The following is a 12451-nucleotide window of genomic DNA, read 5'->3' as shown; positions in this document are numbered from 1 at the left end:
CTCGCCACATGGACGCCTCCCTCCGACTTACGCGGCTTCGGCAGTCTGCCCTTCGAGGAGCGGGCTCGTCGGTGCCGGCGCGACGATGACGGGATCTCGCTCCAGCAACCAAGTCGCAAACTGCATTTCTTCCAGTACGTAGGGCCCATCCCCTCGCCACATCAACTTGGCATTGCAGAGTCGGTCCAACGCCATCCTGATGGTGGCGTCGGAGACTTCCGGCCGACTCCCTTCTTCAAGTACCGCCAGCATCGTGTTCAGCCGTCGCTTTGCAGGCGGGAAGAACGGCGCGAACTTCTCACCGTCTTCGGCAAGCAGGCGCAAGACAACTTGCTCGATCGGTTCCAGCGCTTGAAGTCGGATGAATAGCTGACGCTTCTCGACCTGGATCTGACCGCGTGCGAAGCGAATCAACGTGTCGTCATCCGTTCCCCCTGCGCCGGGACCTGCCGTCACGACACTCCTACAGAGTTTGTGGAAGTCCGCCGGTCGGCGCAGGCAGATATCGAAGGCCTGAGCCATGACCGCCAGCGAGGGTTGGAACGCCGGTCCGTGCAACGCACGCTCCCAGCGGAGATAGGCCTCTTCGCCCAATGTCGGCATCGTTTCCATGTTCGCGCCGAGAAAGGCCTGGTGCTTATCCAGCACGAGTCCGACGATCTTTTCATGATGCGAGCCCGTGGCGAGCAAGCGGAACTTCAGCTTGTCACAGCCGTTCAAGTGATCGCGCGCTGACTTGAGCATGTAGAGCACATCGCGGCCCAGACTTGTCGACTGCGTCTGCTGAACTTCATCAATGATGAGCACGACCGTCTGCTTGGCCAGATCGGACAGGCGCTCCAGCGACTCGCAGAGCGATGGTTCACGCACGCCCCGCTCACCTTTGAGTTCCCATTCGAAACCCGGCACCTTCAGACGCGAGAGGCTGAGGCGATCGAACATGCGTCGAGCCTGATCTTCATGTGACTTCACGGCCTGGTTGATCAACTCGACGATCACCGTTCCAGGATCCTCGCTCCGTCGCCTCCAGAGATCCGCATAGAGCACCAGCGCACCATGCTCGCGCTCGAGCGCAGGTGTGAGGTCGCGTTGGATGAAAGTGGACTTTCCCGTACGACGAGGCGCCGTGAGGAAAAGTCCGGATGCATGGTCGTGGGACATCAACGCGGACGCCATCCGGCTGGCCAGTTCCGGACGACGAAAGATCGCCGGATCCGACAAGACGTCGAAACGGGGGTCGGGACGAGAGACACCGCGAAAGCGGTCAAGCACACGATCAATCAGTTGCAGCATGGATCACCTCCAGACCACAAATTCTTAGCCCGTCCGAACACGTCGAAATTCAACGGGGCCGGCGAAACGGGGTCAGTCGTTGCGCCGCGCCCACGAACTGGCGGGAATCTTTTGGGGGTGTTTGTCCACAGACAACCGAAGTTCCATTCCTAGAACTTTTGCGTTCGGCAATCGACGATCCGCAGCGGCACACGGAGGTGCCGAGCGTGCTCAGACCACCGCTGCCGGTCCGCCCATGCGCGCGTTGCGCATCATCCGCGCGGCAAACATCGCGGTGGAGTTCCCCCACGGCGTGTAGCGCGGCAGCTGGAACAGATCGGCGCCCGGCAGCGCCACGCCAGGCGCGGTGCTGACCGCCGCCTCGAAGCCGAGATCCCGCAGCATCGCCGCGTGACCCGCGTCGTAATCGCGCGCCGGCCGTCCGTTCGGGTACGCGAAGCTGCGCACCGGCCGGCCCAACAGCGCCGCGAGGTGGTCGCGTCCCGCCTGCACCTGCTCGCGCGCGCCGTCGGGCGACAAGGTCGTCAGCACCGTGTGGTCCACCGTGTGACCGCCGATCTCGTGGCCCGCGTCGGCCAGATGCTTCAGTTGCGCGTCAGTGAGCATCAGGTCGTCCGGCATCGGACCGACCGGCTGCGCCGCCAGCATCCGGCGGAGTTGCGCCTCGCGCTCGTCCGGCGCCAGGTACTTCAGCTGCACCTGCAGCGCGGACACGGCCTTCAGACGTTCCTCGGTCGTCGCGACCGGATGCACGCCCATCCCGACCGCCGACAGGTCCAGCACCGGTCCCGGCACCAGACGCAGGAACTCGACCACCGTGTCGCTGAACATGCGGCCGCCGTTCAGGTAGCCGGTCGCGATGAACACCGTCGCGCGCGCGCCGTGCCGCGCCAGGATCGGATGTGCCACCGTCCAGTTGTCCGCATAGCCGTCGTCGAAGGTGATGCACGCCGCGCGCTTCGGCAGGCGCCCCTCGCGCAGCGCGAGCGCCGCGTCGCTCACCGTCATCAGCGTGAAGTGCCGTGCCAGGAAGGACACCTGCGCCTCGAAACGCGCCGCGTCGATCTCGCCCGGCCGCATCGCGTCCGGCGCGGGCAGCACGCGGTGGTAGATCAGGATGCTCAGCGCGGGCTCGCCGCGCGGCCAGCCGAGCAGGCTCAGCGACGCCAGCATCAGGTGCCTCCCCAGTACGGCGAGTGCACGTCCCGCGGCGCCTGCCCCGCCGCGACGGCGGCCTGCTTGCGCCCCGCCACCTCCGCGACGACGACGCGGTTCACCACCACCACGATCAGCACGAGGTAGTAAGGCAGGTCGAAGTACACCAGGCTCAGGAACGCCCCGCCGGTCGCGTAGCCGATCAGCCCGACCTGGCACATTGCCGACAGGTCCCGCGCCCACTGCAGCTCGGGCAGGTCCTTGGCGGTCCGGATGGTCGCGCTCGCCAGCCGCCAGGTCGTGGCGAAGATGCCGACGAAAATCGCCAGGCCCAGGAAACCGTGCTCCCCCATCGCCTGGAAGTAGATGCTGTGCGCCGTCAGCGGCACGGACGGATCGGGCGCGTACTTCGCGAACACCGCCGGCCCCGCGACCGTGAAGCCGCCGCCGAACGGGAACAGGTCGATCGCCAGCCGCCAGGCCATCTGCCACGCATTGATCCGCCCCATCGCCGACGAGTCCTGGTCGTAGGTCTTGATGGTCTCCATCCGGCTGGTCCAGCTCTCCGGCATGAAGACGAAGATCAGCGGCAGCGCCACCAGCACCACCAGGGCCAACGGCAGCTTGTTGCGGCTCTTCATCCACATGAAGAACGACATCGTCACGATCGCGAGGAAGGCGCCGCGTGACTGCGACCCCACCGCGGACGCCATGCACAGCAGCATGGCCGCGGTGGCCAGGTGGCGTTGCCAGCGCTTGGTGGCCTGCAGCTGCAGGTAGCGGATCAGCGGCACCGTCATGATGGTCGCGAGCGCCAGCGAGTTGTTGTCCTCGATGAACGAGCCCTCCGGCCCCCACACCCGCGCGGAGCCGCCGGACAGCACCGTGAACACGCCACCCTTGATGCCGTAGTAGCCGATCGAGATCACCAGCACCAGCACCAGCCAGTCCAGGTCGCGCCGCCGCTTCACCACCAGCAGCGACACCAGCACCATCAGCAGCACCTTGAACGCGCGCGACCAGAAGTGCATCTCCTTGTCCGGGTAGAACGAGAACAGCAGCGGCGACACGCCGATCCACAGGATCCAGATCGACAGCAGGATGGTCACCGCATTGACGGGGAACTTCACCAGCTTGTCGCGGTGCACCATCAGGCTCGCGAACAGCGCCAGCGCGATCACCATCGACCACGGCGCGTCGTGCGCAAAGCCGTAGGCCAGGCGGTGCGGGTTGATCACCCCCATCCACACCCAGCCCAGCACGCCCCACATCGGGTCCTTGAAGGTCTTGTAGATCAGGGCCAGGAACAGGCCCAGCATCAGCAGGTCACGCATGGCGCAGCTCCGGCGACCGCCGCGCGGCCAGGATGCGGTGGAACAGGTCGAGCTGGCCCTGCGTCGTCGCGTCCCAGCTGAAACGCTCGGCGTAGCGCCGCGTCGCCGCGCGGTCGCGGGGCGACGCGCGCAGGCGGCGCACGGCCTCGGCCACGCCGGACGCGGTGCGTTCGGGCATCAGCTCGCCCGCTTCGGGGCTGGCCACGACCTCGGGCGTGCCCCACACATTGGACGCCGCCACCGGCGTGCCGCAGGCCATCGCCTCCAGCAGCACGTTGGCCCAGCCCTCGCGGCTCGACGCCAGCACCAGCGCGTCGACGCCGGCATAGACCTCGCGCAGCCGCGCCTGCGGCAGCGCGCCGAGGAATCGCACGCGCGACGTCACGCCCAGCGACTCGGCCAGGCGGCGCAACGCGCCCTCCTCCGGACCGGCGCCGGCGATCAGCAGATCGACGTCGGGCAGTTCAGCGAGGGCGCCGATGACCAGCTCATGGCCCTTGCGCTCGATCAGGTGACCGACCGAGGCCAGCGTGAAGCGCCCGGCCGCCAGGCCCAGTGCGGCGCGGGCCTCGTCGCGGCCGGCGGGATGGAAGAGCGTCAGGTCCACGCCGTTGCGCAGCGCGGTCACCTTCGCGGCGTCCGCGCCCAGCGCGACCAGCTCGTCCTCGAGCGCCTCGCACACGGTGATCATCGCGTCGGCCTGCGCCGCCGCGCGCAGGATCAGCTTGCGCGGGAAGGCGTGCTGCGGGATCAGGTTGATGTCGGTGCCGCGCGCGGTGATCACCACCGGCTTGTTCAGCGCCCGCGCCACCATCACCGCGGCGACGCCGTCGGGGATAGAAGTAGTGCGCGTCGATCAGGTCGAAGTCGTAGCCCGTCGCCTGCAGTTGCCGCGCCGCGCGCAGGAAGGTCCAGGCCAGCGTGTACGGCGCGCTGCTCATGCCGACCTTGGGCAGCCGCACGAAGCGCGGATGCGTGATGTCCAGGCCGTGCCGCGATTCGCGCGCCGGCGTCGCGGCGAACTTGCCGTACTCGCCGAAGCGCTCGCCCTTGAGCGGGAACCACGGCACCGGCGCGATGACGCGGGATTCAGCCTGACCTGACGCGACCAGGTGACGCAGCCGGGTCTCCACGAAGATGCCGTGGCTGGGCATCACCGCGCTCGGGTACAGCGTCGAGAAGGTCAGCAGCTTCAGCATGGCTCAGGCCTTCGCGTCCTCGGCACCGGACGTCGCCGCGGATGCGGCCTCGACGGCAGGCGTGATGGCGGGCGAGACGGCGGGCGTGACGGCGCGCGGGGCAATGGCCGCGTGAGCGGCCTGCTGCGCCTCGCGAGCGCCCTGCCCGCTCTTCAATGCCCGGCCCAGCGCCACGACGCGCGCGGCGTTGCCGTGCCAGGTCAGCTGCAGTCGACCAATCGTGGCACGCGCGCCTTCGCCCAGACGTCGGCGCAGCGCCTCGTCCGACGCCAGCCGCGCCAGCAGCGCCTCCAGCGCGCCGGCCTGCGCCGGATCGAAGAGCAAGGCGTTGAGGTCGTCGTCCAGCACTTCCTCGATGTTGGGCTGGTTCGGCGCGACGATGGCCTTGCCCAGCGCCAGGTATTCGAAGAGCTTGAGCGGCGACGCGTAGGCGACCACCGCCGGCTGCAGCGCGATGTCGAAGGCGGCCACGTAGGCGGGTACCGCGTCGCGCGAGACGACGCCGGTGAAGCGCACGCGCTCGCCGAGCTTCAGCTCGCCGGCCAGCGCCTCGAGGTCAGCCCGCGCCGGCCCGTCGCCGACCAGCAGCAGCCGCGCATTGGCGGGCGCCGCGTCCGTCGCCATCCAGCGGATCACGCGGTCCATGCCGTGCCAGTCGCGCACGAAGCCGGTGAATCCCAGCACCAGCGCGCCGTCCCAGCCGAGCGTGCGCTTGGCCGCCTCGGACGACGGCGCCGCGTCGAAGTGTTCCTCGTTGATGCCGTTCGGGATCACGACCAGCCGCTCCTGCGGCACGCCGCGCGCGCCGACCATCGCGCCGAGCACCTGGGTCACCGGCAGCACCGCGTCAGCGCCGCGCCAGACGGTGTCCTCGGCCCAGCGCGCGATGCGCGGCAGGGCCAGGCCGCCGAACTTCGCGCGCTCGTCGACCAGCGGCGCGTTCACCTCGAGCAGCAGCGGCACGCGCAGGCGCCGCTTGAGCATCAGCCCGCTGAGCAGGAAGAGGTTGTAGCGCTCGTAGATCAGGTCGGGCTGGAAGTCCCGGGCCGCCGCCGCGAGTCGCCGGTACGCCACCAGCGAGTACGCCAGCTCCAGCAGTTCGTAGACGAACTTGGGCAGCTTCGCGCGCAGGCGATGCACCCAGCCGGTGTCGTCGCCCATCTTCGCCTTGTCCTCGGGCGCCGACTCGCCGCCGGGCGCGACCACGCGCACCTCGTGGCCGAGCGCGCGCAGCGAGCCGATCATCTCCTCGATGTGGACCGCCTGGCCGTCCTTGGACGCGGTGCGATGGTGGTAGAGGATCTTCACGCCGCCTCGCGCATCGAGGTCGCGCCCATCACGTTGCGCAGGAACGCGTCGTACATCAGCAGCGTCCACAGCGGCGTGCTGTGATCGCGGCTGCCGTTCTCATGCTGCTCGACCATCTGGCCCACGGTCTTCAGGTCGAACATGCCGGAATCCGCGAGCGGCCCGCCCAGCAGCGAGTTCCGCACGCGCTGGCGCAGCGGTCCGCGGAACCAGCGCGACAGCGGCACGGCGAAGCCCATCTTGGGCCGGTACAGCACGTCGTTGGGCAGGTGCGGCTCGAGCGTCTTCTTGAACAGGTACTTGCCCTCGCCGCCGCGCAGCTTCAGGTGGGACGGCAGCGTCGCCAGCCACTCGACCAGCGGGTGGTCCATCAGCGGCTCGCGCACTTCCAGCGAATGCGCCATCGACGCGCGGTCGACCTTGGTGTTGATGTCGCCGACCAGGTAGGTGTGCGTGTCGATGTACTGGATCAGCGCCAGCGGATCGTCCGTGTTGGCGCGTTCGGCGTGCTGCAGGAACAGGTCGCGCGCGTTGTAGCCGCCGAGTTCCGACTTGAAGCGCGCGCTGTACAGCGGCATGCGCTCGTTGTCGCGGATCACGGACATCGTGTGGAAGTAGGCCTCCACCGAGTTGCGCGCCAGCGCCTGGAAGGTCGTCTTCGCGCGGAACACGCGCGGCGCCCAGTCCGCCTTCGGATAGAGCCGGCCCAGCGTGCCGAACAGCGGCTTGCGCAGCCCCAGCGGCAGGCTGGCGCGCATGCGCTCTTCCATCATGTGCAGCTTGTAGCGGCGGTAGCCGCCGAAGCTCTCGTCGCCGCCGTCGCCCGACAGCGCCACCGTCACGTGCTTGCGCGCGAGCTGGCAGACGCGGTAGGTCGGGATCGCGGAGCTGTCGGCATAAGGCTCGTCGTAGAGCCGCGCCAGCGTGTCGATCAGGTCGAAGTCGTCGCTCTGGACGGTCTCGACGTGGTGCTCGGTCTGGTAGCGGTCCGCCACCCTCTGCGCGAATTCGGACTCGTTGTACTGCGGGTCGTCGAACGCGATCGAGCAGGTCTTCACCGGCCCGTTGGTCTCGCCGGCCATCATCGCCACGACCGCGCTCGAGTCCACGCCGCCCGAGAGGAAGGCGCCCAGCGGCACTTCGGCGATCAGGCGCAGCTTGACCGACTCGCGCAGGCGGCGGGTCAGTTCTTCCTGCGCCTGGACCTCGTCGATCTTGCTGTCGGTCGTGAAGCTGACGTCCCAGTAGCGGCGCGGCTGGCCCAGCGGCTCGCCGCGCCGGATCACCAGCGTGTGCGCCGGCGGCAGCTTCAGCGCCTGGCGGAAGATGGTGCGCGGCTCGGCGACGTAGCCCAGCGCGAAGTACTCCTCCACCGCCTGCGGGACGATGTCGCGCTTCATGCCCGGATGCGCGAGCAGCGCCTTCAGCTCGGAGCCGAAGACCAGCGTGCCGTCGTCCAGCAGCCCGTAGAACATCGGCTTCACGCCGAGCCGGTCGCGCGCCATGAAGAGCTGGTCGCGCGCCTTGTCCCAGATCACGAACGCGAACATGCCGCGCAGCTTCTGCACGCAGGCCTCGCCCCAGGCGGACCAGGCGTGCACGATGGCCTCGGTGTCGCTCTTCGTCTGGAACTGGTAGCCCAGCGCGGTGAGCTCGTCGGTCAGTTGCTGGTAGTTGTAGATCTCGCCGTTGAAGACGATGCCCACCGAATGGTCCGCGTTGAACAGCGGCTGCTGGCCCGTCGCGATGTCGATGATGGACAGCCGGCGGTGGCCGAAGGCCAGCCCGGGCTGCAGGTGGATCGAGCCTTCGTCGGGGCCGCGGTGGTGCAGCGAGTCGTTGATGCGATGCATCAGCGCGCCATCGAAGTCGCGCCGCCCCCGGGTATCGAAAAGTCCGCTGATTCCGCACATGGTCGTACCCCGTGTCAGTTCTTGTGGCTGGCGGCATTGTGGCCGCGCAGCGTGTCATACAGGCCCTGGTACCGAGCGACCATGGCACGCATGCTGAAATCCTGCTCGACCCGCGCGCGGCCGGCCTCGCCCATCGCCATCGCACCTTCGGGATCGCGCGCCAGGCGCAGCAGCGCCGCGGCCATCGCCGCGGGATCCGCCGCGGGCACCAGCAGCCCGCTGACGTCGCGCGTCACCAGGTCCGCATTGCCGCCGACCTCGGTCGCGACCACCGGCAGCCCGCTGGCCATCGCCTCGAGGATGGTGTTGGAGATGCCCTCCGCCAGCGACGGCAGCGCGAAGACGTGCAGACCGCGCATCACCGCCGGCACGTCGGTGCGTTCGCCGGGGAGCCAGGCGAGCTCGCTCAGGCCGGCCTCGTCGAGCAAGACCTGGCACTGCGCCCGCAGCGGACCGTCGCCGATCAGCACCAGCCGCGCGCGCGCGCGCAGGTCCGGCGCCTGGCCGATCAGCGCGATGAAGGCGCGCGTCAGCATCAGCTGGTCCTTCACCGGCGCCATGCGGCCGACGGTGCCGATCAGCCAGTGCGCGGCGGGATCGAAGGGGCAGCCCGGGATGGCCTCGACCTGCTGGCGCTGGAAGCGCAGGGTGTCGACGCCGTTGACGAACTGGCTCACGCGCGCCGGCGGCACGCCGACCGGACCGGTCAGGTAGTCGCCGAGGTCGCGCGAGAGCGCGATGTAGTGCGAGACGAAGGGCTTGTAGAAGCGCCGCACGCGCTGGTAGGCGCGGTTGCGGCCGTCGAGGTCGCCGACGTCGCGGCCGTGCTCGCCGTGGATGCGCACCGGTACGCGCGCGGCCCAGGCCGGCAGCTGGACTTCCAGCGCCGCCAGGTTGCGGCTGTGCACGATGGCCGGCTTGAGCGCGCGGAACAGCCGGTAGAGCTTGGGATAGAGCCAGAAGCCCTGCCCCGGCGGCTTGTCCAGGGCGAAGCACTCGACGTCGTCGCGCTGCAGCCGCTTGCGGAAATCGGTGACTTCGGTGAGGGCGACGATCGCGTGCCGGTAGCGGTCGGCCGGCATGTGGTTGATCAGGTTCACCACGCCGTTCTCGAGACCGCCGGTGTCGAAGCGGTACATCACGTGCAGCACCAGCGGCCGCTCGTCCGCGGCCGCGAGCGCGCGCTCGACGCTCAGGCCGGCGCTCATGTCGGCGCCCCTGGCGACGAGGGCGTCAATGTCGTTGGCGTCGTTGGCGTCGTCGAAGGCGCGCCCCGTGCGCCGCCGTCGCGCACGCGGCGGAGTTCGCCATCGATCGTGCCCCAGTGCTGACGCAGGAAGAGATCCAGCCGCTGCGGCGCCAGCTCGTCAGCCTCGGTATAGACGAGTACCAGCGCCGCGTCGTCGCCGCGGCCCTGGAGCCGCTCCAGCGCGCCGCGCACGCGCGCCTGCCAGGCACTCGTCATCGGCCGGCCGTTGATCCAGTACACGTGCCACACCAGCATCCGTGGCGCGGTCACCGCGTCCAGCGACGAGGCGCGCACCTGTGTGGTCAGCACGGGAACCGGCGCCGCCGAGACGCCGGTGACCGGCGAGAACGCGGCCTGGCCGCGGCCGGTGACGGCCCAGTGCTTGTCCTCGGCGGCCACGACGGCGTTGCTGGAACTGACCAGCTTGCGTTCGTAGTCCTGATCGCGGAAGTACTGCAGGTGCAGCCCGACACGCGGCTTCGCGGCGCCGACCTGGGCCGGGCCGGTGAACTCCTGGTGCAGCGCGGCGTTGGCGCCTTCGAAGTCCGGCACCCAGGCGTCGGACGGGACGGTCTGGTCCGACCAGCCCGGCTCCGCGGACACCGCGGGCAGCGCGGCGATCGGGGCCGAGTGCCCCTGGCGCAGCAGCACGCCGGCGGTGATCGGCAGCGCGATGGCGAGCAGCACGGCGACGGTCGCCAGCCAGGCCGCACCGGTCGCGGCCGGCGCGACATCGCGCGGCGGCGGCACCAGCGGCAGCTCGGGCTGCGCCCAGCGTGCGCCGATGAGGAACATCGCCAGCATCACGATGCCGAAGAACAGCCAGCCGTAGATCAGGTGGTCGACGCCGACCGCCAGCGTGTTGCCCGACAGATGGCCGATCATCACGATCAGGTAGGCCCGGGCCCAGTTCGCCACCAGCGGCAGCGCCAGCGCGAAGGCGATGAAGCCCAGCCGACGGCGGTTCGAGTGGTAGCTGATGTAGGCGTACAGCGTGCCCACCATCGCCGATGCGATCAGGTAGCGCACGCCGGAGCAGGCCTCGACGACCGACCACTGGCCGCTCGGAATGATGAACTGCAGGCCTTCCTGGTAGACCGGCAGGCCGCTGAGCCGCAATGCGACGACGGTGAACTTGGCGGTCCAGTCCATCAGCTGCGGCAACAGGAACTCGCCGACCGGCACGCAGAAGAACAGGAAGCCGAGCGGGAAGACCATCTCGCGCGCGATGCGCCAGCCCAGCACCGCCGGCACCAGCAGCACGAGCATGGCGACGAGCGTGAACTGCGTGACCGCGTTGATCGCGGCGAAGTCGGCGAACAGCCAGACCGCGCCGAGCGCCACCAGCGGCAGCGCCAGCCACGGCACCGGCCGCGGCGTCAGCGGCGCGACCATCCCGCGGCGGCGCCAGGCCAGCCACAGCACGATCGGCGGCACCAGGAAGGCATGCGTGAAGGTGCCGGACCGCCACCAGATCGTGACCATGCCCAGCGCCGTCTGCCGGTACAGCAGCAGCAACGCGACGACGAGCAGCACCAGCACCGCCAGCGGGCGGCGCCAGGCATCGGGGACACCGCGCTGCTGAAGCGCCGACGGCGTGGTGGCGCTCATTGCTGCCCCTCGTCTGCGGCAAGCCGCAGCCGGTCCCCGAGGGGACGCTGAGCTTGCTTGGGGCGGCCCTGCGCGCGCGCAGTGTTGCCCCCTCGTCTGCGGCAAGCCGCAGCCGGTCCCCGCGGGGACGCTGAGCTTGCTTGGGGCGGCCCTGCGCGCGCTCATGCCGCTTGTCCTTGCGGCAGATACCCGTCCAGCTTGGCCAGGTGCGCCTGCCAGCTGAACTGGCGCAGGACGCGTTCGCGCGCCTGCTGGCCGATCGCCTGCGCGCGGGTGGGTGCGCTGAGCAGCGCGTGGACCAGTTCGAGGTAGTCGGCGGCGCTGTCGGCCGAGAGCAGGTCCTGGCCGGCGAGCACGCCGTCGGCGCCCAGCGCCTCGACGCAACTGCGCGCCGCCACGACGGGCCGGCCCACGGCCATCGCCTCGAGGATCTTGTTCTGCACGCCGCGCGCCAGGCGCAGCGGCGCGACGACAGCCGCCGCATGCTGCAGGTAGGGCCGCACATCGGGCACCGTGCCGGTCACGCGCACCGCGTCGCCCGCCAGCGCCAGCACCGCGGGCGTCGGCGCGCGGCCGACGATGGTGAAGCGCAACGTCGGCCAGCGTTGGCGCAGCTGCGGCAACACCTCGGCCGCGAACCACTGCACCGCATCGACGTTGGGCCAGTAGTCCATCGCGCCGGTGAAGACCAGCGGCAGCTCGTCCGCCGCGAAGGGATTCGCCTGCTGCGGCAGCGGGGCGAAGTAGCCGCTGTCGACGCCGTTGCCCAGCGCCTCGACCGGCGCGCCGGTCGCGGACAGGCGCTGGAACAGCGCCTTCTCGCCCTCGGTGACGAAGAACGAGCAGCGGGCCTGTTCCGCGACGCGGCGCTCGTAGGCCAGCAGTTCGCGGCCCTCGCGCCGGTACAGCCACGACATCGGCCAGCGGTTGGCCTTGGCGTAGTCGGTCCACTTGGCCGAGTCCACGTCGACGAAGTCGATCAGCATCGGCACCGGGCCGGCGACGGCCCGCAGCTGCTCGGCGTACTGCGCCATCGTCGACGAGAACACGACGATCGCGTCGAAGCGCTGCGTCTTGGCGATCTGCGCGATCCAGTCACGCATCGCGCGGTGGCGGTAGTACGGCAGGCTCAGCGCCTCGCCGGTCGCCAGGCCGCGCAGGCTGGCCACACGCGCCAGCAGCGGGTTGAGGTCGGCGGCGAAGAGCTGCTCGCACTGCGCCTGCAGCGCGGGCACGTGGGCCCAGTCCTCGGCGTCGTCGACGAAGGTGCCCAGCCAGACCTTGTGATGCGCGGTCAGGTGCTTGAGCAGGTGGTACGAGCGCAGCTTGTCGCCCTTGTTGGGCGGGTACGGCAGCCGGTGGACCAGGTAGAGGATGTTGGCCATGCGT

At 69.7% G+C, this 12451-nt stretch carries 10 protein-coding genes; 1 reads left to right on the top strand and 9 read right to left on the bottom strand.

Annotated features, from left to right (window positions below; genetic code table 11):
- Positions 1-27 precede the first annotated feature (27 nt).
- The 4 genes from ACFJIX_RS18190 to ACFJIX_RS18175 form a co-directional block, all read right to left on the bottom strand.
- Positions 28-1293, bottom strand: coding sequence for a hypothetical protein (locus tag ACFJIX_RS18190; RefSeq protein ID WP_377153426.1), 1266 nt, complete (start codon positions 1291-1293; stop codon positions 28-30).
- 210 nt (positions 1294-1503) lie between these two features.
- Complete coding sequence (locus tag ACFJIX_RS18185) at positions 1504-2466, bottom strand: polysaccharide deacetylase family protein (protein ID WP_377153424.1); 963 nt, start codon at positions 2464-2466, stop codon at positions 1504-1506.
- The gene (locus ACFJIX_RS18180) at positions 2466-3782 is read right to left on the bottom strand and encodes a putative O-glycosylation ligase, exosortase A system-associated (protein ID WP_377153421.1); all 1317 of its coding nucleotides are present in this window, start codon (positions 3780-3782) and stop codon (positions 2466-2468) included. Before ACFJIX_RS18180 ends, ACFJIX_RS18185 begins: the two co-directional genes overlap by 1 nt.
- A complete protein-coding gene (locus ACFJIX_RS18175) occupies positions 3775-4566 on the bottom strand; it encodes a glycosyltransferase (protein WP_377153418.1) in 792 nt (263 codons plus the stop codon). Before ACFJIX_RS18175 ends, ACFJIX_RS18180 begins: the two co-directional genes overlap by 8 nt.
- Between ACFJIX_RS18175 and ACFJIX_RS18170 the strand changes: the two genes are divergently transcribed.
- Complete coding sequence (locus ACFJIX_RS18170) at positions 4541-4885, top strand: hypothetical protein (RefSeq protein ID WP_377153416.1); 345 nt, start codon at positions 4541-4543, stop codon at positions 4883-4885. The two genes, ACFJIX_RS18175 and ACFJIX_RS18170, sit on opposite strands and share 26 nt — an antisense overlap.
- A 99-nt stretch (positions 4886-4984) precedes the next feature.
- Here ACFJIX_RS18170 and ACFJIX_RS18165 read toward each other — a convergent pair whose 3' ends face one another.
- From ACFJIX_RS18165 to ACFJIX_RS18145, 5 genes are all read right to left on the bottom strand, one after another.
- A complete protein-coding gene (locus tag ACFJIX_RS18165; protein ID WP_377153414.1) occupies positions 4985-6289 on the bottom strand; it encodes a glycosyltransferase family 4 protein in 1305 nt (434 codons plus the stop codon).
- Positions 6286-8202 carry an XrtA/PEP-CTERM system amidotransferase gene (locus tag ACFJIX_RS18160; protein WP_377153412.1) on the bottom strand — a complete coding sequence of 639 codons (1917 nt, stop codon included), beginning with the start codon at positions 8200-8202 and terminating at the stop codon, positions 6286-6288. Before ACFJIX_RS18160 ends, ACFJIX_RS18165 begins: the two co-directional genes overlap by 4 nt.
- 14 nt (positions 8203-8216) lie before the next feature.
- On the bottom strand, positions 8217-9410 hold the full coding sequence (locus tag ACFJIX_RS18155; RefSeq protein ID WP_377153410.1) for a TIGR03088 family PEP-CTERM/XrtA system glycosyltransferase: 1194 nt from the start codon (positions 9408-9410) through the stop codon (positions 8217-8219).
- Complete coding sequence (gene xrtA, locus ACFJIX_RS18150; protein WP_377153407.1) at positions 9407-11062, bottom strand: exosortase A; 1656 nt, start codon at positions 11060-11062, stop codon at positions 9407-9409. Before xrtA ends, ACFJIX_RS18155 begins: the two co-directional genes overlap by 4 nt.
- A 161-nt stretch (positions 11063-11223) precedes the next feature.
- A complete protein-coding gene (locus tag ACFJIX_RS18145) occupies positions 11224-12447 on the bottom strand; it encodes a TIGR03087 family PEP-CTERM/XrtA system glycosyltransferase (protein ID WP_377153405.1) in 1224 nt (407 codons plus the stop codon).
- Positions 12448-12451 lie beyond the last annotated feature (4 nt).

The organism is Roseateles sp. UC29_93 (assembly GCF_042695725.1).
Classification (GTDB): domain Bacteria; phylum Pseudomonadota; class Gammaproteobacteria; order Burkholderiales; family Burkholderiaceae_C; genus Roseateles; species Roseateles noduli_A.
The sequence above is the reverse complement of the archived record's forward strand: the minus strand, read 5'-3'. Positions and strand labels throughout refer to the sequence as shown.